Annotated in this window: 17 protein-coding genes and 2 CRISPR repeat arrays; of the genes, 5 read left to right on the plus strand and 12 right to left on the minus strand. The window is 69.7% G+C overall.

What is annotated here, in order from left to right; all coding sequences use genetic code 11:
• Nucleotides 1-2: 2 nt before the first annotated feature.
• Nucleotides 3-617 (plus strand): SAM-dependent methyltransferase, encoded by a 615-nt coding sequence (locus tag AC529_RS07860; RefSeq protein ID WP_068755914.1) that lies wholly within the window; start codon nucleotides 3-5, stop codon nucleotides 615-617.
• 164 nt (nucleotides 618-781) lie between these two features.
• Here the strand turns inward: AC529_RS07860 and AC529_RS07865 are convergent, their stop codons facing one another.
• Nucleotides 782-1,348, minus strand: coding sequence for a response regulator transcription factor (locus AC529_RS07865; protein ID WP_083948034.1), 567 nt, complete (start codon nucleotides 1,346-1,348; stop codon nucleotides 782-784).
• 203 nt (nucleotides 1,349-1,551) lie between these two features.
• On the opposite strand from AC529_RS07865, the gene AC529_RS07870 reads away from it, so the two are divergent.
• Complete coding sequence (locus AC529_RS07870; protein ID WP_068755142.1) at nucleotides 1,552-2,292, plus strand: HAD family hydrolase; 741 nt, start codon at nucleotides 1,552-1,554, stop codon at nucleotides 2,290-2,292.
• A gap of 47 nt (nucleotides 2,293-2,339) precedes the next feature.
• Nucleotides 2,340-3,305: a hypothetical protein gene (locus AC529_RS07875; RefSeq protein WP_068755145.1), complete on the plus strand. Its 966-nt coding sequence runs from the start codon at nucleotides 2,340-2,342 to the stop codon at nucleotides 3,303-3,305.
• A gap of 89 nt (nucleotides 3,306-3,394) precedes the next feature.
• Here the strand turns inward: AC529_RS07875 and AC529_RS07880 are convergent, their stop codons facing one another.
• From AC529_RS07880 to AC529_RS07895, 4 genes are all read right to left on the minus strand, one after another.
• Nucleotides 3,395-3,832, minus strand: coding sequence for a DinB family protein (locus AC529_RS07880; RefSeq protein WP_332307045.1), 438 nt, complete (start codon nucleotides 3,830-3,832; stop codon nucleotides 3,395-3,397).
• A gap of 149 nt (nucleotides 3,833-3,981) precedes the next feature.
• Entirely contained in the window at nucleotides 3,982-4,353 is a 372-nt protein-coding gene (locus tag AC529_RS07885; protein WP_068755146.1) for a DUF4180 domain-containing protein, read from the minus strand.
• 276 nt (nucleotides 4,354-4,629) lie between these two features.
• A complete protein-coding gene (locus tag AC529_RS07890; RefSeq protein ID WP_068755149.1) occupies nucleotides 4,630-5,577 on the minus strand; it encodes a sporulation protein in 948 nt (315 codons plus the stop codon).
• A gap of 338 nt (nucleotides 5,578-5,915) precedes the next feature.
• Nucleotides 5,916-6,188, minus strand: a complete 273-nt coding sequence (locus AC529_RS07895) for a helix-turn-helix domain-containing protein (protein WP_068755151.1) — start codon at nucleotides 6,186-6,188, stop codon at nucleotides 5,916-5,918.
• 62 nt (nucleotides 6,189-6,250) lie between these two features.
• On the opposite strand from AC529_RS07895, the gene map reads away from it, so the two are divergent.
• Nucleotides 6,251-7,018: a type I methionyl aminopeptidase gene (map, locus tag AC529_RS07900; protein ID WP_068755916.1), complete on the plus strand. Its 768-nt coding sequence runs from the start codon at nucleotides 6,251-6,253 to the stop codon at nucleotides 7,016-7,018.
• Between the two features lie 49 nt (nucleotides 7,019-7,067).
• Here map and AC529_RS07905 read toward each other — a convergent pair whose 3' ends face one another.
• From AC529_RS07905 to AC529_RS07920, 4 genes are all read right to left on the minus strand, one after another.
• The gene (locus AC529_RS07905; RefSeq protein ID WP_068755153.1) at nucleotides 7,068-7,556 is read right to left on the minus strand and encodes a DUF4383 domain-containing protein; all 489 of its coding nucleotides are present in this window, start codon (nucleotides 7,554-7,556) and stop codon (nucleotides 7,068-7,070) included.
• A gap of 560 nt (nucleotides 7,557-8,116) precedes the next feature.
• A CRISPR array of direct repeats spans nucleotides 8,117-8,509; the repeat unit is 29 nt; unit sequence CGGACCATCCCCACGTGCGTGGGGAGCAC.
• Nucleotides 8,510-8,771: 262 nt separating this feature from the next.
• Nucleotides 8,772-9,029, minus strand: coding sequence for a hypothetical protein (locus tag AC529_RS07910; RefSeq protein ID WP_157080113.1), 258 nt, complete (start codon nucleotides 9,027-9,029; stop codon nucleotides 8,772-8,774).
• 54 nt (nucleotides 9,030-9,083) lie between these two features.
• A complete protein-coding gene (locus AC529_RS07915; protein WP_068755157.1) occupies nucleotides 9,084-10,304 on the minus strand; it encodes a helix-turn-helix domain-containing protein in 1,221 nt (406 codons plus the stop codon).
• 89 nt (nucleotides 10,305-10,393) lie between these two features.
• The gene (locus AC529_RS07920) at nucleotides 10,394-11,020 is read right to left on the minus strand and encodes a hypothetical protein (protein ID WP_068755159.1); all 627 of its coding nucleotides are present in this window, start codon (nucleotides 11,018-11,020) and stop codon (nucleotides 10,394-10,396) included.
• A 314-nt stretch (nucleotides 11,021-11,334) separates the two neighbouring features.
• Nucleotides 11,335-14,044: direct repeats of the CRISPR family, unit length 29 nt; unit sequence CGGTTCATCCCCACGTGCGTGGGTCTTGG.
• A 166-nt stretch (nucleotides 14,045-14,210) separates the two neighbouring features.
• On the opposite strand from AC529_RS07920, the gene AC529_RS07925 reads away from it, so the two are divergent.
• Nucleotides 14,211-17,045: a CRISPR-associated helicase/endonuclease Cas3 gene (locus tag AC529_RS07925; protein ID WP_083948036.1), complete on the plus strand. Its 2,835-nt coding sequence runs from the start codon at nucleotides 14,211-14,213 to the stop codon at nucleotides 17,043-17,045.
• A 75-nt stretch (nucleotides 17,046-17,120) separates the two neighbouring features.
• Here the strand turns inward: AC529_RS07925 and AC529_RS07930 are convergent, their stop codons facing one another.
• The 3 genes from AC529_RS07930 to AC529_RS07940 all read right to left on the minus strand — a co-directional run bounded on the left by AC529_RS07930 (nucleotide 17,121) and on the right by AC529_RS07940 (nucleotide 18,147).
• Nucleotides 17,121-17,324, minus strand: a complete 204-nt coding sequence (locus tag AC529_RS07930; RefSeq protein ID WP_068755161.1) for a hypothetical protein — start codon at nucleotides 17,322-17,324, stop codon at nucleotides 17,121-17,123.
• Nucleotides 17,325-17,428: 104 nt separating this feature from the next.
• Nucleotides 17,429-17,692: a hypothetical protein gene (locus AC529_RS07935; protein WP_068755163.1), complete on the minus strand. Its 264-nt coding sequence runs from the start codon at nucleotides 17,690-17,692 to the stop codon at nucleotides 17,429-17,431.
• On the minus strand, nucleotides 17,689-18,147 hold the full coding sequence (locus AC529_RS07940) for an ATP-binding protein (protein WP_068755165.1): 459 nt from the start codon (nucleotides 18,145-18,147) through the stop codon (nucleotides 17,689-17,691). Before AC529_RS07940 ends, AC529_RS07935 begins: the two co-directional genes overlap by 4 nt.
• Nucleotides 18,148-18,404 lie beyond the last annotated feature (257 nt).

Consider the following 18,404-nt stretch of genomic DNA (forward strand, 5'->3'; position numbering starts at 1 on the left):
CCATGCGGGCCCCCTGGGAGAGCCGCAGGGCGGGGGACGCGCAACCGCACCGCAGGAGCATTCCCCCCGAGTACTTCGAGGAGCGCTACGCCGCCTCCGCCGACCCGTGGCGGCTGGCCGAGCGCTGGTACGAACAGCGCAAGTACGCGCTGACGCTGGCCAGCCTGCCCCGGCCCCGCTACGCGTCCTGCTACGAGCCGGCCTGCTCCATCGGAGAGCTGACGCTGCGGTTGGCCGAGCGCTGCGACCGGCTGCTGGCGGTGGACGCCACCGCCGCGGCGGTCGCCACCGCCGCGGCGCGGACCGCGCACCTGCCGCACGTCCGGGTGGAGCGTGCGGCGCTCCCCGACGACCTGCCCGACCAGACGTTCGACCTGGTCGTCCTCTCGGAGTTCCTCTACTACTTCGCCCTGCCCGACCTGGAACGGGTCGTCGAGGGCGTGGTCGACCGCCTCCGGCCGGGCGGCCACCTGGTGTGCGTGCACCACCGGTCGGCCAGCGCGGAGCGCTGGGACGGCTTCAACACCCACCAGGCGGTGGTCGAGAAGGCCGGGCTCGCCCGTCTGGCCCACCACGACGACGTGGAATTCGTGCTGGACGTCCTGGAGGCGCCGTGATCGAATTCCAGGACCCTGGGGCCGGGGCACTTTTCGGAAAAGAGGAGAGAGAAACGGGGGCGGGTAACGGGAGGAACCGTTCTTCCCCGGAAGAAGAAAATTGTACCGTGCCCCGGCGGGGGAGTGGGACGGAAGGGCGATCGGGAACGGAGGTCCGAACCGGTTCAGCGCCTTCGGTGCGGCGTGTGCGGAAGCGGCCAGCCCAGCAGCTCCCGGGCACGCTCCGCGGCTTCCGCCCTGCGTTTCACGCCGAGCTTGCGCAGGATGTTGTGGACGTGGTTTTTGACGGTGCGCACCTCGATGACCAGGGTGCGCGCGATTTCCTGGTTGGACGCCCCCTCGGCGATCAGGGTGAGCACCTCGCACTCGCGTGGGGTGAGCCGCACCGGCGGGGTGCACCGCGGGATCCGCTCCGACAGCGTCCGGATGTGCTGCCACAGCGTGAACGCGATCTGCGGCGTGCAGACCAGTTCTCCGCGGACCGCGGCGTAGGCGCTGTTGAGAAGCTGGTCGAACTCCCCGGTGATGGGGAAGTAGCCGGAGGCTCCGGCCTCCGCGAGCGGGATGATCTCGGCGGGGTCCTCCTCCACCCCCAGCGCGATGGTGGGAAAGGGGTGCTCCGCGAGGCTCCTGATGATTTTGGCACTGTCCTTCAACAGAGCATTGATCAGTGCCACGTCAAATTTTTCTTTTTCAACTACCCTGCCCACCTCCCGGGTGGAGGTGAGCATGACGTCGGTTACTCGGGAGTCTCCTCTCAAGCGTCGGGCCAGGGGCTCCGCGTACAGAGGTGCATCGTCGATCAGAAGCAGACGCACAGAATCCTCTCACCCCATTGGTCCGGCAGTCCGGCAGCCGGATCTTGTTAATTTTCTGGGAAATTATGGTTAAAAGTGTCGAAGAAGTCCATATTTGGACGATTTCTTCCCCCGGTTTGGTCCTGTGGGATATCGACAACACGCTCGTCAGCACCACCGACTACGACCGGCACGCCTATCGGACAGTCGTGAAACGGCTGACCGGGCGTGACGCGGCAGCCCTCCCCCCCTCCGGAGCCGGACGGAGCGAACACGCCACCCTCCGCGAACTGCTGCGGGCCAACGGGGTCACCGGTACCGACCTCGACCGGCTGCTCCCCGACGCGACCGCGCTGCTGCGCCGCCTGCTCACCCGCGACCCCGCGGGCATGCGCGCGGCGGGAAGGGTGCTCCCCGGAGCCCCCGAAGCCATGGAAGCGGTGGCCCGCCTGACCGGAGCGGTCGGCGTGGCCACCGGAAACCTGCGGGAGGTGGCCCGGGCCAAACTCCGCGCCTTCGGACTCGACCACCTCGTCGACTGGCGGCTCAGCGGCTGCGCCGAGGACGGCGCCACCAAGACGCAGCTCGTCCGGCACGTACAGCGCAACGCCGCACGCCTCGGCCTCGGCTCCTTCTCCCGCCGCACCACCGTGCTGATCGGCGACGCCCGCACGGACGCCGCCGCGGGCGGCGACGGAGCCGCCGCCGTCCTGGGCGTCACCACCGGCAGGACCGACCGGGAAGCGCTGAAGGCGGCCGGCGCCGACCTGGTCCTCGCCGACCTGTCCGACACCGCCGCGGTCGTCGCGGCCGTCCGCCGCCTCCTCACCGCCTCCGGACAGCACCCGTCGGAGCGGCCCAGCGGGCTCCCGGCCTGACCCGACCCCCGACCAGGAACACCCCGACCCAAAGGAGAGGCACCACCATGACCCAGACAGGATCCGAGACCACGCCCGTCCCCGCCGCCGCGCCCGGCCTGCCGCGGCGGCGGTGGCTCATAGCCGCACTCAGCGCCCTCGCCGGCGCGCTGCTCACGTCGCTGTGGTCCTTCGAGTTCGTCGACAGCGTCATCGGCGACAACGTCGCCAACACCCTGCTCGGCTACGACGCCAAGGAGACACCGATCAGCGGACTCCTGGCAGGCACGGCCTTCGCCTTCGTCACCGGGCTCGCCGGAACGTTCACCGCCTGCAACATCGCGGTGTTCGGCGCGATCGCGCCCATGGCCCACACCGCGGGCCTCGCCGACGGCAGGGGACACCTGGCCCCGCGCCCCGGAGTCGCCGCCTCCCTGCGCCCCGTCGGCTGGCTCGCCCTCGGCACGGTGGCCGTCTCCGCCGTCTACGGCGTGATCGGCGTACTCCTCGGCGACCGGCTGCCCCAGTTGTCCGAGGCGACCCTCGCCTCGGGGGTCCCGGTGCGGCTGGTGCAGGCCTCGATCACCTTCGGACTGATCGGCCTGGCCTTCAGCTACCTCGGACTGGCCGCACTGCGCCTGGTCCCCGACCCCTTCCACGCCCTGGCGCCCCGGTTCCCCAACGCGCGGCTGGTGGCCATCGGCGCCCTGGTCGGAGGCTTCCTCGTCGGCCGCCCCTTCCCCCTGTTCCGGGCGATGTTCGAGTACGCGGTCGAGACCGGAAACCCGCTCTACGGCGCCGGGGTCTTCGTCTTGCAATCGCTCGGCAACATCACCGTCGTGGTCGTGCTGTTCCTCGCCCTGGTGTACGGCACCCGCGGCCGCTTCGTCGCCTGGCTGACCGCGCAACCGGAACGCGTCGCCACCCTCACCGCAGTCTCCTTCATCACCGTGGGCGCCTTCACCGTCCTGTACTGGACCCTGCGGGTGCCGTCGATGTTCGGATTCGGCTGGTACCCGATCGTGCACTGGTGAGCAGGCAGCACCGCCGGGGCCTCCGGACCGGGCCTCCACCCGGAGCCCGCCGGGGCCCCGGTCCCGCCCTGCGGCGGCGGACGCGCCGTTCATCCGCGGGCACCGTGCAGGTTGCGGAGCAGGCCGATCTCCGCGACGTTCTTGGTCAGTTCGACGTTGACCCAGCCGGCGACGTCGGCCAGGGTCTGCCCCCCGCCCCAGGGCAGGGCCGCGGTCCGCTCCGTGGAGTCCAGATCCGCGTCGGTGAGACCGGACAGGCAGGAACACCACTGCTCCCGCAGCCCGCGCAGCCAGTCGGCCGCGGCGGCGGCACTGCCCGACCACCCGGTCTCCTCCCGCTCCGGGGCGCCCGAGCCGAAGCAGTGGCCCAGCACGGTCGTCCACCAGAAACCGATGTGCCAGGTCAACCAGCCGATGGTCACGGCGGGCACCGGATCGGGTTCGGGAACCTGCCAGTCGGCCCGCCACCTGCCGTGCGCGTCGGGGCGCACCGTCCAGCAGTGCGGCGCGGGCCGCCACAGGCACACCTCGTCGTCGAGGCCGTCCAGGTGGTATCCAACAGCGCCCAGGCAGTGTCGAGTTGGCGCAGCAGCAGGTCAACACGGGATACCGGCACCCCAGGAGAATGCCACCGGCGGCCGCTCCGGGGCCACCGATTTTTCCGCCGCGCGGTGGCTCAGCGCTCCCCGGCCAGGCGGGACCGCAGTTCTTCCAGGTCGGAGAGGAACCACAACTGTCCGCCCCGGTTGCTCTCGCGGACGAAGTCGCGCAGCGCGCTGCTCTGCGCGACGTGGTGGGAGACGTCGCCGAGCACCGCCAGGCCGATGCGGTAGTTGACGAACTTCTGCACGATGCCCCCGGCGACGCGGCTGCGCAGCCGGAAGAAGTCGTCGGTGAGCCGTTCCACCGGGAGGGCGACCCAGGCGGCGCCCTGGTACAGGGCGTTGCCGACCAGGTCGGTGGCCTCGCGCTCGCCCCGCACCGGTTCGCCGTCGGCGGTGCACACGAAGACGGGGACGTCACCGAGAAGCTGGAGGGTGTCGGCCACGGGAAGCACCTTTCACCGGAGCGGACGGCAGGGGCGCGGCGGAACCGCCTCGCCCCGCCGATGCTAGACCGGCCCCCGGCCGGTGTCACCCGATTTACCGGCCGGTGCGGCGGAACGGAGAACAGCAGGTCCGGGCGGGACGAACCGCGGCCTCGGCAGCCGCGACCGGCACGTCCCGCCGCACCACCGGCTGCACGACCGGGCGCACCGGCTGGCGCCCCTGGAGCGGACCTCCGGTGTACCGGTCGCCATCCGGCGCTGACCCCGGACCGGCGGCTAGTCGTCGTCCCCTTCGAGCATGTCGCCGATCTCGTCGATGATCTCGCCCGCGACGAAGCCGGCGGCCAGCCCGCCCGCGATCCCCAGGACGGTCTCGCCCAGACCGCCCCCGCCGTGGTGGCCGTGCCCCCCGTGGTACCCGTGGTGGCCGTACCCGCCGAAGAGGCCGCGGTGCCGCTCCAGGGCCTGCGCGATCCACCCGTCGACCTGCGCGGCCCAGTCCACCCGGTCGACGTCGGCGTGCGCCGCCCGGAACCGGCCGTACAGGTCCTGGCCCTCGGTGAACAGCCCGCCGCGCCGGTCGAACTCGATGATCACGTCCACGCCCTCGTGGTCGGCGACGAAGCTGACCTCGACCTCGTTGATCTCGTGCGCGTAGCGGGGCGAGGGGTGGAACTCGATCTCCTGGAAGAACGGGAACTGCTGCGCGGTGCCCGCCAGGTGCCCGTGCTCCAGGTCGGTGTGCTTGAGCGCGAAACCGAGCCGCGCGAACGCCTCCAGGATCCGGTCCTGCACGGGCAGCGGGTGGATGAGCACGGGGTCCAGATCGCCCTTGTCGGGGGCGTGGTCGATGACCACGTCGGTGCGCAGCCCCACCCCGGTCCCCGGAAGCGGGCCGCCGCGCGCGGCGGTGATCGGCGCCTGCAAGGGCACCGGGTAGCGGAACGGGATCGAGTGGCGCTCCCCGGCGCCCAGCCGGAACGCGCCGGTCACCGGGAAACGGGCGAACTCGACACCGGCGGTCCCCTCCACGTCGCCGGCCTCCACCTCCACGGCCGACGCCAGGCACACGGCGATCTCCTCGATGAACACCTCGTGGTCGCCGCCGGAGAGCTCGACCACCCCCTCCAGGAACTCGCCGGGACGGGTGTGCGGGGAACGCAGGACCGTGTCGAGGCTGGGACCGCCCACCCCGAAAGCCATGAGCAAACGCTTGAAGACCATGACGTCCTTCTCGCCGGTAGGAAACACGCGCGCCAGCCCGCCCGGACCTGGCCGGGAGCGAGGCCGCGGCGCCATGACGTCCGGGCAACGCCCGGTTCCCGCAGCGAGTTCCGCTTCCGCGGCCGTCGGGGGCGCAACCGCCGCACGACCTCGCAGAACACCGTGTTCGCGCAGCTCGGGGGAGTAGCTGGGCAACACCGCGGATCGGCGGGGACGGTCGGCGTCCCGATTCCGGTCGGACACCTACCCTGTTTACCGCGATGTCGTTACCCGGAGGGCGGACGGTCCGGCGAGGCGATCGGGACACGGCGGCTTCGCACAGCCACACCCCACCCGGATCAGGCCGACAGCGCCTGGTCGTCCCCCTCCGGCTCCGCGCACGCCGCGGCCAGCGCGTCCAGCGACACCCCCAGCGCCGCGGCCAGCGCCGCCACCGTGAAGAAGGACGGAGTGGGGGCGCGCCCCGTCTCGATCTTGCGGAGCGTCTCCGCGGAGACGCCCGCCGCCGCGGCCACCTCCACCATGCTGCGCTCACCGCGGGCCCGGCGCAGCAGCGCACCGAACCGCTCACCGCGCCGCCGCTCCTCCGGGCTGAGAGGCGTTCTCACCATGACCCGTATATTAATACCGGTATAAGAATTGGTTCCAGTGGATGCCGCGGGAGGACCAGGAGATGGTGGAGCTCAAGAGCGAGTCGGCACTGGCGGCGATGCGGGAGGCCGGACGGGGCGTGGCCCGCGCCCTCGCCGCCGTCCGGGAGGCCGCCGACGTCGGCGTGTCACTGAAGGAACTCGACGAGGTGGCCCGCGCCGTCCTGGACGAGGCCGGGGCGCGCTCGCCCTTCCTCGGCTACCGGCCGCACTTCGCCCCCACCCCGTTCCCCGCAGTGATCTGCACCTCGGTCAACGACGCCGTCGTGCACGGCATCCCCACCGACTACCGGCTGCGCGACGGCGACCTGGTCAGCGTCGACTGCGGCGCCGAACTCGACGGCTGGACCGGCGACGCGGCCGTCAGCTTCACCGTCGGCACGCCCAGCCCCGCCGACACCGCCCTCATCGACGCCACCCAGGAGGCGCTGGACGCCGGAATCGCCGCGGCCGTGCCGGGCAACCGCATAGGCGACATCTCCCACGCCATCGCCACCGTCGCCCGCAAGGCCCGCTGCGGCATGCCCGTCCACTTCGGCGGCCACGGCATCGGCCGCCGCATGCACGAGGATCCCCCCATGCCCAACCGGGGCCGCCCCGGCCGCGGCTTCCCGCTGCGCCCCGGCCTGACCATCGCCATCGAACCCATGTTCATGGCGGGCGGCAGCGACCGCTACCACATCGCCCCCGACGGCTGGACCCTGCGCACCGCCGACGGCAGCCGCGCCGCCCACATCGAGCACACCGTCGCCGTCACCGAGGACGGCCCCCGCGTGCTCACCCTGCCCTGAGCCCCAGGTCGGGCGGCGCCCAGTCCACGGCAGGCCGCCGCCGGCCCGGTCACTCCGGGATGCCGCGCCCCGGGCGCACCAGGAAGTACAGCGAGAGCATGCCCACCGCCAGCAGGAAGCGCAGCCAGTCGTCGGCCGGAGCGAACGACGCGAAGTGCGCCCAGGCCGGGGGAGTGCCGAACAGCTTCTCCACGGTGGTCAGGTCCATGAGCGCCACGTACAGCCACATCGCCAGGTAGACCAGGCCGCCGACCAGCAGGTACATGCGCGACAGGTACGCGTTCAGCCGCGCCGCCACCAGCCCGGCGACACCGAGCAGCAGGTGCAGCAGGTTGTGCAGGATCGACACCTGGAACAGGCCGAACAGCCTGGCCTCCGAGTAGTTCCCCGACAGGGCCAGTGAGGCGTAGTCGCTGGTGACCCCCGGGACGAACCCGAGGATCCCGATGAGGAGGAACACCACACCCATCAGCCCGGCCGCGAAGCGGGCCGGACGCCGCGTGGCGTCCGCGACCTCCCGTGTCCGTTCCACCACCATGACGACCTCCCCGAGTCGACTGCCCCGCCTCTACCCGCCAGCGGCACCGGAACACGACCGGCCCGCAACAGCCCCGCACCCCGGCGGAGGGCCGCCGCACACCGGTCGGCGCACCGCACAGGAACGCACGCATGAAAGAGGACGGAAACCGGCACGAATCCGGTTCGTGCGGGTGGGGGAGGAGCAAGGGCAGGAATCCCGCCGGAGACACTGCGGGAGAGCAGCCCTCGCGCGAGGGACAGCCGAAACGACCCGGAACCATCAGCGCCGGGGAGTTCCCTTCCACTCACGAAAACCCGTGGACGCGTTTCCAGCCGCCGGAAGACGCACCGCAGCCCACACCTCGGCCTGGCTATTGATGCCTTGCCTGCTGCCCAGACATCCGCCAGAACCCGGAACCGACCCACGACCACCGGGGATAGTGAACGGTATCGGCCGTCGGGGTTCCAGCCTGGGCTGATGAGGGCAGCGAAGCAGACGAAAACCGTCACCACGACACGGAATTACCCCTACATGTTGGGGAGCAGGGAGAGGAGACGGCCGATGCGACTCCGCAGTGTCGGACCATCCCCACGTGCGTGGGGAGCACGCGGCGGCGCGAAGGGCATCCGCTGGGACGACCGGACCATCCCCACGTGCGTGGGGAGCACACCGGTTGGCGCCGGTCTAGATAGGTAACGACCGGACCATCCCCACGTGCGTGGGGAGCACCTCGGCCGGGCGCCCATTGCCCGGCCGTTTTCGGACCATCCCCACGTGCGTGGGGAGCACCTCGGCCGGGCGCCCATTGCCCGGCCGTTTTCGGACCATCCCCACGTGCGTGGGGAGCACGGACTCGACTGGAGGGTTCACCGGTGAAGCGGCGGACCATCCCCACGTGCGTGGGGAGCACCCCAGGGCGTAGCGGCCGCGCCCCTCCGAGGACGGACCATCCCCACGTGCGTGGGGAGCACCGTCTGCCCGTCATGGGTCTCCCATTTGCCGCCTTGTCCGCCGCAGGCCCCGCAGTCCTGCTGCTCGTCACTGTCGTTGTTGTCTTTTCTGCCCCAGGCCATAAGCCTCCTCCTTCAGCTACCAGCATGTAACCCACAGTGAGGGGTGTCGAGACGAGAAAACCCCCGCCACGCTGGTGGCGGGGGCCTCGGTTCCGCGGCTCCCCTCAGACGCCCCGGAACCTCCACGCACCCGCATGGGGAAGGGACAGTGCGCGGAACCCTATGACCGCCGCGAAACCGCCCGCAACACGTCCTGGGCGCGCTGCTCCGCCCCCAGGTCGGCGAGCAGCCGGTCCATGGTCGGCGCGACGATCTCCCGCCGCCGATACTGCTGGGCCTCGACCTCGGTGAGCGGAGCGTGCCGCCAGGCGCGCCACCGCCGCCAGGTTTCGCGGTTGGGGTCGTAGGTGATCTCCCACAGCGGGAAATCCGAGCGGAGGCGGGCCAGCGCACCCAGCAGGGGGTCTGTCGCGGTCATGACACCCACGGTAGACACGCGACACCCGGGGTTACAGACACGTTCCGTGGTAGTTCAGGCGGCACCGAACAACTCCACGAGCGCCCGCTGCTCCCGCGTCAACGCGCGTTTGCGGCGGCCGACGACCGACGTCAGAGTCTCCTGCGCCATCCGCTGGTGCCGCAGCCATGCTGGGGCCTCATGGCGGAGTTCGGTGAGCACCTGGGTCGCCTCGCTGTCCCTGCGGAGCCGCGCGTAGGCTTCGGCGACGTCGAGCTGGTGGCGGTGCCACGAATCCGACGACGTCCGACCTCGAACCTGCGGCAGCCGCTCCGACAACGCCAGCACCCTGTCCGGCCGATCAGCGACCAGCTCCGCCTCAACCACCCGCAACTCCACCGTGAGCGGGCCGAACGCGCCCCACCCGCGCATGTCGTGGTACACCTCCCGGCCCAGCCTCGCAGCGGCCGTGCGCGCCAACGCCAGAGCCTCAGCCGATTCGCCGGGCCGGTTGTTCCGGGCCGCCGCCGCCGACGCGCGCAGCAGCAGCCACCCCCACGCGGCGAGCTGCTCATCCGTGGCCGTCGACATCCGAGGCTCGACCTCGGCCGCCGTCAACGCTGATAGCCGCTCCGCATCGTCCAGCCGTCCCTGGCGGATCAGGACCCATGCCTGCCCGGTCACCGACGCGGCGGCGACCATCTCGTCTCCGGACGCCGCAGCATCCCGAACAGACTCTGTCAAGGCCATGTGCGCAAGGTCGTAGGCGCGGACCTGGGTGAGGTAGCGGGCGCCGATCTGCAACACGATCGCCCGCAGCCGCCGCGCCTCCGCTTCGCGGGGGGTGTGCTGGTGGTGGGCGACGGCGGCGTGCGCACTCGTGATGAGGCGGGGCACGATGGTCGCCAGATCGGTGTACCGGTCGCCGTGGTAGGCGGCGTCCAAGCGGACCGCGGCGTCACGCAGCGCGTCCAGGTCGGGTTCGGTGTCGTCGTCGAGGATGGGTCGACCATCCAGGCGGACGGGTGGGGAGATGGCGCGGCGGGTTTCGAGGAGGTCGAGTTTTCCGTCGTCGCCGTGGCGGAGGATGCGTGCGGGCTGCCCGGAGATGAGGCTGCCCGTGGTCACGCCGAGGACGCGGGCGATGCGGTGCAGGGTGTCCATGCGCGCCGTGCCGCCCTGCTCGATTTTGCGGATGGTGTTGGGGTGCATGCCCGCTGTCTCGGCCAGCTCTTCCTGGGTCATACCGCGGAGCATGCGCTGTTCTCGGATACGGTCTCCGGGGCTATCCTGCATGGTGAGGCCCTGCCCTTCCTGGTGGTTCGCTGCTTTCAGGATAGGCAGGGCCGTTCACGTGCGCGCGGGGTTCAGTTGCCCTGCGCGGGTCACATCCTCCACCGACCAGCCGGCCACCGCAGCCACGTCCTCAGCGTTTCGAGGGTTGTGGCTGGGCGGCAGCCGTGGAGGGCTGCCGCCTTCTCATGGTGCCCGAGGTTAGGCGGCGAGGAGGTGTTCCTTTCCGTATTCGCGAGCGCGTCCAGGTCTGGGCGTTCTTCGACGCCGGCGCGTTGAAGTTCGGTGATGAGGTCTGTCCAGTCTCCGGCGTGGGCGGACATGCGGCAGTAGATGCAGGGGAGGCGTTTGTCGCCGTGGATGCGGCAGGTGCCTTCTGATGGGCGGCGCCTGGCCTTGGTTTGGGCGCGGACGTGGGCGAGGTCGGCGGCGAGCGCGCCCGGGTCGCGGCCGTCGATCCACTTGTCGATGCGGGCGATCGTGGTGCCGCGCTGGGTGGCTTGGGTGCGGATGTGGGTGAGGATGGCGCGGGCTTCGTCCTCGGTGGGGGAGTGGTCGGCGAGGCGGTCGAGGACGACGCGGATGGCGCGGTCCTCGGGTGTCTTGGTGCGGGGTGTCTCTGAGTCACCCCGCTTCTTCTTGTTGGTCGTCTTCTTCTCTTCCTCCTCCTCTTCTTCCTTCTCCGAGGACGGTCGAGGACGGGGCGTCGCAGGCTTCACGCCTGCGCGCGGAGAAGAGGATGACTCTGATGGTTCTTCTAATGGATAGGGGGCACCTGGTTCACCTGGTAGGTGCACGTGGTGCACCTTGGCTGGTCACCCCTGGTGCACGTGGTGCACTTTGGCTTGTCAGACCGGGTTTCCGGCGGGTCGGTCTTGAAGTCCAGTTCAGCGATCACGTCGTCGCTGTAGGACTTCTCGGCGCGGCGCAGCGCTTCGAGACTGGAGAGGTTGACCCGGGTGATGTTGGTCTTGCGGACCCCGTTACGGCCGACGCGGGAAGCGGTCGCCAGCAGGCCGCGGTCGATGAGGGCCGGTTCATCCCCACGTGCGTGGGTCTTGGGGCCGGTAGGTACTGGCGGTCGCGGGAAGCGACGGTTCATCCCCACGTGCGTGGGTCTTGGCCTGGCGCTGCTGGTGTGCCATCGTGGTGGTGCGGTTCATCCCCACGTGCGTGGGTCTTGGATCCCGCCCCCCTGCCCTGGTCAAGGGGGGCGGTTCATCCCCACGTGCGTGGGTCTTGGGCGCCGAGCAGGAACGCGAGCCAGGGGAACAGCGGTTCATCCCCACGTGCGTGGGTCTTGGAGCGTCGCAATGTCCTTATCCGTGAAAAGCCGCGGTTCATCCCCACGTGCGTGGGTCTTGGCGTTTTTGCCGCGTTCCGAGCGCTCCGCACGGTGGTTCATCCCCACGTGCGTGGGTCTTGGTGGTCCAACCTGGACACGGACGCGCGCGCGAACGGTTCATCCCCACGTGCGTGGGTCTTGGGCGAAGCGCCACGGCCCCGGACTCGGCACCTACGGTTCATCCCCACGTGCGTGGGTCTTGGCCGGGTGAGGATCTGCTGACGCAGCATCCGCGCGGTTCATCCCCACGTGCGTGGGTCTTGGATCTCGCGCGCTGGGGGCGACCGGGACCACTACGGTTCATCCCCACGTGCGTGGGTCTTGGGGGGGCGCGTTCGCCCAGGGGTTCAGGAAACGCGGTTCATCCCCACGTGCGTGGGTCTTGGGTGACCAGCCGCTCGGTGTACACGCGCAAGCTCGGTTCATCCCCACGTGCGTGGGTCTTGGCCGAGCCCGCCGACCGCGGGGCCGGTCGCGCTCGGTTCATCCCCACGTGCGTGGGTCTTGGAGCGGGAATCGCGCATTGAACGGATCCCTAATCGGTTCATCCCCACGTGCGTGGGTCTTGGCGGCGGTTCTCGAACGAGTTGCCGCGGCAGGTCGGTTCATCCCCACGTGCGTGGGTCTTGGGGCTACCTGCTGATGCAGCAGAAAGACCTCAGCGGTTCATCCCCACGTGCGTGGGTCTTGGCTGGACCTGTCCGGGACAGGTCTGACCAGGGAAGGTTCATCCCCACGTGCGTGGGTCTTGGAACAGCGGCTCCCGGGATAGCATCGGTGATGCCGGTTCATCCCCACGTGCGTGGGTCTTGGTCGTGCAAATCGTGCCCCCGGGCGGGGTGATCCGGTTCATCCCCACGTGCGTGGGTCTTGGGATCTCGGAGACCGCCTCGACCGCCGGCCGCCCGGTTCATCCCCACGTGCGTGGGTCTTGGTTGTTCGCCGCGGTCTTCGACGGGCACGCCGCCGGTTCATCCCCACGTGCGTGGGTCTTGGATCGGCGCGAGCGACGCCAAAGCCGAGAAAGTCGGTTCATCCCCACGTGCGTGGGTCTTGGCCGGCAGCCCAGCCCCGGACCGTCGCGCATTTCGGTTCATCCCCACGTGCGTGGGTCTTGGGCGAGCTGGTCCGCGACCGGGTCCCCGACCTGCGGTTCATCCCCACGTGCGTGGGTCTTGGCGAGCACGCTCAGCACCCAGTTCGTCGACGCGCGGTTCATCCCCACGTGCGTGGGTCTTGGTACACGATCACGTGGGACGGGGCGCACTGGCACGGTTCATCCCCACGTGCGTGGGTCTTGGGGCCTCGGCACGCGTGGCGGGGAGGTGATCGCAGGTTCATCCCCACGTGCGTGGGTCTTGGCCGATGGCGTTGCCGTCCAGCCATTCGACCAGCGGTTCATCCCCACGTGCGTGGGTCTTGGGGGGGACGGCCGGGCGGCGGCGCGGCGTCCTCCGGTTCATCCCCACGTGCGTGGGTCTTGGGCCGCGGCCGGGATGGCCGTGGCGTGCTACCTCGGTTCATCCCCACGTGCGTGGGTCTTGGTTCATCGGAGTCGTCGGTGCCGAGCAGCGCGGCGGTTCATCCCCACGTGCGTGGGTCTTGGACCCACACCGCGCCGTCGGGCACGTCCCCCGTCGGTTCATCCCCACGTGCGTGGGTCTTGGCAGGGCGGCGACCTCGGCGGGGGTCAGCAGCGCGGTTCATCCCCACGTGCGTGGGTCTTGGCCCGGCGCACGTCCGCAACCGTCTGTCCCCGCCGGTTCATCCCCACGTGCGTGGGTCTTGGATGCGCCGATTTCGACAACCAGCCAGTCCCGGCGGTTCATCCCCACGTGCGTGGGTCTTGGCCTTCGTCAAGGCCACGGGCACCTCACCAGACCGGTTCATCCCCACGTGCGTGGGTCTTGGAGCCGGTCGAGGTCGATGTGTCCGAGGTGCGGCGGTTCATCCCCACGTGCGTGGGTCTTGGTCGGTGTCGATCGGCGCGAACTCGACTGATGCCGGTTCATCCCCACGTGCGTGGGTCTTGGAGGAACGGCGTACCCGCTCGGCGGCGTTGGCGCGGTTCATCCCCACGTGCGTGGGTCTTGGTCCGGAATCGCCTGGCGGGCGCGCGACCCGCGCGGTTCATCCCCACGTGCGTGGGTCTTGGTTAGTCGACTCGGTGGTACTGGGACTGGATTCGGTTCATCCCCACGTGCGTGGGTCTTGGGTTGGGACGGTGGCAGTACGGCAGGGACTCGACGGTTCATCCCCACGTGCGTGGGTCTTGGACCCCGGTCCTGGGGAGCAGCACCTCGACGTCCGGTTCATCCCCACGTGCGTGGGTCTTGGCCGGCACCGGGTTGCCCGTCGATGATGTGGAGCGGTTCATCCCCACGTGCGTGGGTCTTGGAGAAGCTGACCTGCGACTTTGCGGCGCGTTATCTTCGCGTTATCTAACTTGCAGGCAGACTGTCCCAGCCCCACTCTAAACCAGTTTCTCGAAAACACCCCGCCTGTGGCGGTTCGTCCACTACGTTCTGCGCATACGCCAGGACAACAGAGGGGCGGGAGGGAATGTGTCCGAGCACGGCCGCACGGGCGAGAAGTACGACACCCCGTTGGTTGATCTGCGGTTCTGGGCAAAGGAACGCGGGCTCCGAGGGAAGGTGTACCCGCTCGCCTGCCATTCCCTTGATGCTGCTGCCGCAGCACTCGTCCTGTGGCACGAATACCTCTCTCCCGGGCTGCGGGAGACGATCGCCATGGCCATGGAGACGGACGAAGAGCATGCGGGACGCTGTATCGCTTTCTGGGCAGGGCTGCACGACATCGGGAAACTGACCCGCGAGTTCCAGCAGCAGCTCGATATGGACCTGTCCGACTATCCCGGAGAGGAACTCAGCGGCGAACGACGGTCTCACGCCGCTGCCACCGGACAGTGGCTGCCGTTCGTGTTGTCCTCGGTCGGCTATCCGGACGGACAAGTCACGTGGCTGGTCGCCCAGTTGCTCGGCGGCCACCATGGTCGTTTCCACGAACATCCCGCTTCCCATGGTCGTAATCCGCTGGCGAAGCTTGGCTTCTCCTCCACCCAGTGGGAGGAGCAGCGCCGCGCCCTGCTGCACGTGGTCCTCGACGTGGTAGGCCGTCCCGGGCCGCCGAAGGAGCTGGACGGGTTGACTGCCGCGGTTGTGTGCGGACTGGTCATCCTCGCCGACTGGCTGGTCAGCCAGGAAGACTTCATCCTGGAGCGCCTCGGTTCTCTTCCTGCCGACGGTTCTGCGTCCGCACTGCGCAGCCACTTCGAGGAGTCGAAGCGACGAATCCCCTCCTTGTTGGACGCCGCGGGTCTGCGGCCGATCACGGTTCCACCGGCTACGTTCACCGAGGCGTTTCCCCACATCAGCGAACCCAACGGCTTGCAAGCCTCACTGGCCGAACATCTGCCGTCGCTGTGCACCGGCCCGGGACTGGTGCTGATCACTGCCCCCATGGGGGAGGGAAAGACAGAGGCCGCGTACCACGTGGCGGACCTGCTCGACGCGGCGACCGGACGGCACGGCCGCTTCCTGGCGCTGCCCACAACGGCTACCGCCGACCAGATGCACTTCCGTTTCAAGAAGTACGCGCGGCACCGTACCGAAGGCGCTGATCCAGCCCGCCCTTCGACCTTGGCCCTGCTGCACTCGATGGCGTGGCTGAACTCCGACTACGCCCCCGCCGACGTGCCGGGAGTGTCGACTGTCCTCTCCGACGGTGCCGACCACCGCGACCCGTTCGCTGCGACCGAGTGGCTGATGGGCCGCAAACGGGGCCTGCTCGCCTCTTGGGCGGTGGGCACGATCGACCAGGCGCTCATGGCAGTGTTGCGCGCCAAGCACAATGCACTGCGCCTGTTCGGACTCGCGGGGAAGGTGGTCGTCGTCGACGAGGCGCACGCGGTCGACCCCTACATGCAGATCCTCTTGGAGCAGTTGCTGCGCTGGCTGGGTGCGCTCGACACGCCCGTCGTGCTGTTGTCGGCCACCCTGCACCACAGCATCGCAAACTCGCTGGTCAAGGCGTACCTGGAGGGTGCCCGAGGATACCGCTGGAGCAAGTCTGAGCCGCAGCCTGTCCCCGAGATTTCCTATCCCGGCTGGCTGCACGCCGACGCCCGCACCGGAAAGGTGACCCGCAGTGCCGACGTCGCCCCTGTTCCTATCGCCACGACTCCACGCAAGCCGCTGGCAGTGCGGCTCGTCGAGGTGCCGGTCGAGAAAGGAAGACCCGACCGGTCGGAGGCACTGCACAGAGAGCTGACCCCGCTGGTGGAGGGAGGAGGCTGCGCGGCGGTCATCTGCACCACGGTCGCCGAGGCCCAAGAGGTCTACGACCTTCTCGCAGACTGGTTCGCGGAGCGGGGCGGCAACGCCCCAGAGCTGCACCTGTTGCACGCGCGCTTCCCCAACCGACAGCGCACCGAGATCACCGAGACTGTCGTCGACCTGTTCGGCAAGGACGGTGCGAAGAACGGGCGACGGCCGACGCACGGTGCTGTTCTGGTGGCCACACAGGTCGTGGAACAGTCTCTCGACCTCGACCTGGACCTGATGGTCAGCGACATCGCGCCGGTGTCGCTGCTGCTGCAACGCGCGGGCCGCTGCTGGCGGCACGAGCACCTGGACGTCGTCGAACGTCCCGCGTGGGCCGAGCGTCCCGAACTCGTGGTGCTCACTCCCGAGCAGGACGCCGAGGCCGACGGTCCGCCGCGGTTCCCCCGTTCCTGGCAGGCGGTGTACCCGCTGTCGCTGCTCCAGCGCACGCATGCGCTGCTGCGCCGCCGGGACGGGGAACCGGTGCGGATTCCCGAGGACGTGCAGTCACTGGTGGACGACGTGTACGACGACGACTCGCTCGCCGAGGACCTGGACGCCGACCTGGAACGCATGGGGGACGAGCTGGCCAAGCGCGGCCTGGCCCGCAACGCGGTCATCCCCGATGTGGACGAGGTCGAGATTAGTCTGCACGGGCTCACCCAGTTCGACTTCGACGTGGACGAGCACCTGCTTGCGACCCGCTTCGGTGCCGGTTCGGTGCGGGTGCTGTGCTACTACGTCGACACGGCGGGGCAGCGTTGGCTTGACCCCGACTGCACGGTCGAACTTCCTGAGAAAGGGACGGGCAAAGACGGCCGGTTCACCGTAGCGGACTGCCGTGACCTGGTAGCTCGCACGATTCCGGTGCGCATGGGGCTCTGGTTCGGTCGGCTGTCCGATGCCAACCGGCCACCCGAGGCGTGGCGGGAGTCGTTCCACCTGCGCGACCTGGTGCTCATCCCCCAGCAGGTGACGGAGGAGGGCACCGTGCTCCCCACCGAGGCGGGCGGGCGCGAGTGGCTGCTCGATCCGCGTAAAGGGCTGGTCTTCTAGCCAACGATCTTGGCACCGCGGTCAGATTCGCTGGCTTTTCTGACCGCAGCGCCAGAAACGTGCGGGCCCTTCCTCTCACTGTCCTTCCAGCAGACGCGGGGTGGCGTAGACCCACCGGCCGCGGACCTCCTGGTAGAGGCCGGAGACACCATGACGGGTGAGGAAGCAGAAACGTTCGGTGCCGTAGTCCTGGACCAGCGCGGCAAGGTCGGTTGCGGGGATGGCCAGACCGTCGAGCGGTCCGGCATAGAGGGTCACGAGGTCGATGTCGTTGTCCATGCTGTCGGGGGTGGTGGGGCAGGGCTGGGGAAAGAAGAGCCCCTCCCCTGTCTCGGAGCCGGCCGTGCGCGTGTTTGTCCGCGGGCGGCCGGCTGCCTGGGCGGTCAGGGACGCGGGTACCGCCAGTAGCGGCGGTGGGGGTCGCGTCGGGGCAGCCCTGGTCGCGGCTGGGCGCTGAGGATTTCGGCCAGTTCGGTGACGGTGGCGGCGCAGACCAGTACGGCCAGGTCGCTGTGCCGGTAGGAGGGTTTGAGCACCGCTGTCACCTCGGGCAGTCCGGCGGGGTCGTGGAACTGGCAGATCTCGTAGTGCGGGAAGGCGTCGCGGGCGGCGCGCAACTCCTCGGGAGGCACGAGCTGGTACCTCACTCGCCCACCGCCCATTCGTCCCCGAAGCCAGGGCTGGTGGGGTCGTCGTTCCAGGTGAGGTGGAAGTAGACGCCGTCCTCCCAGGGGGCGAGGGTGCCCCAGGTGGTGGCGAGCCGCTCCACGAGGAACAGGCCGCGGCCGTGCTCGCGGAACGGGTCGTCGGGGACGACCACGTGTGGGAAGGAGTTGCAGCGGCGCGGGGCGCGGGTGCGCACCTCGGTCCACACGCCGCAGGCGTCCACGCGCACCCGGACGGTGAACGTCTCACCGGGGTCGCCGGAGTGGGTGTGGCGCAGGGCGTTGGTGGCCAGTTCCGAGGTGATCAACTCGGCCCGGTCCACCACCTCGGCCGGGGCGCTGGCCTGCGGGCACAGCCGGATCGCCGCGACGACGAACCGGCGGGCGGCGGCCACACTGTCGGGGAGTCCGGGAAAGGACGTGAACGCGACGGTCACCGGGCCACCCCCGGCACACGGTACGGCACGTAGGGACGCACCCGGGGAACGCACCGGGGTGGGGGAGTGGGGCGGGCAGTAGCCTGGGGCATGAGTCCTCGACCTGCTCTCTTCAGGTTGGGGGCTAAGGCCTCAACCCAGTGCGCTACCACCGGGTTGAGGCCGCTTGTGTTGCGGCTTCAGGGGTCGCGTGCACTAAGGAACCGCAGACCCGTAGTTACAGTCCCACCACATAGAAGGCCCTGCCAGAGGTTCCA

This window comes from Thermobifida cellulosilytica TB100, assembly GCF_001517975.1.
Lineage (GTDB): Bacteria > Actinomycetota > Actinomycetes > Streptosporangiales > Streptosporangiaceae > Thermobifida > Thermobifida cellulosilytica.

What these genes read in the sequence shown, in the direction of transcription:
- AC529_RS07895 (WP_068755151.1), bottom strand. Translation starts at nt 6,188, where the DNA reads ATGGTGAGAACGCCTCTCAGCCCGGAGGAGCGGCGGCGCGGTGAGCGG.
- AC529_RS07930 (WP_068755161.1), bottom strand. Translation starts at nt 17,324, where the DNA reads ATGGACAACGACATCGACCTCGTGACCCTCTATGCCGGACCGCTCGAC.
- AC529_RS07860 (WP_068755914.1), top strand. Translation starts at nt 3, where the DNA reads ATGCGGGCCCCCTGGGAGAGCCGCAGGGCGGGGGACGCGCAACCGCAC.
- AC529_RS07865 (WP_083948034.1), bottom strand. Translation starts at nt 1,348, where the DNA reads ATGCTCACCTCCACCCGGGAGGTGGGCAGGGTAGTTGAAAAAGAAAAA.
- AC529_RS07910 (WP_157080113.1), bottom strand. Translation starts at nt 9,029, where the DNA reads ATGACCGCGACAGACCCCCTGCTGGGTGCGCTGGCCCGCCTCCGCTCG.
- AC529_RS07915 (WP_068755157.1), bottom strand. Translation starts at nt 10,304, where the DNA reads ATGCAGGATAGCCCCGGAGACCGTATCCGAGAACAGCGCATGCTCCGC.
- AC529_RS07905 (WP_068755153.1), bottom strand. Translation starts at nt 7,556, where the DNA reads ATGGTGGTGGAACGGACACGGGAGGTCGCGGACGCCACGCGGCGTCCG.
- AC529_RS07875 (WP_068755145.1), top strand. Translation starts at nt 2,340, where the DNA reads ATGACCCAGACAGGATCCGAGACCACGCCCGTCCCCGCCGCCGCGCCC.
- AC529_RS07890 (WP_068755149.1), bottom strand. Translation starts at nt 5,577, where the DNA reads ATGGTCTTCAAGCGTTTGCTCATGGCTTTCGGGGTGGGCGGTCCCAGC.
- map (WP_068755916.1), top strand. Translation starts at nt 6,251, where the DNA reads ATGGTGGAGCTCAAGAGCGAGTCGGCACTGGCGGCGATGCGGGAGGCC.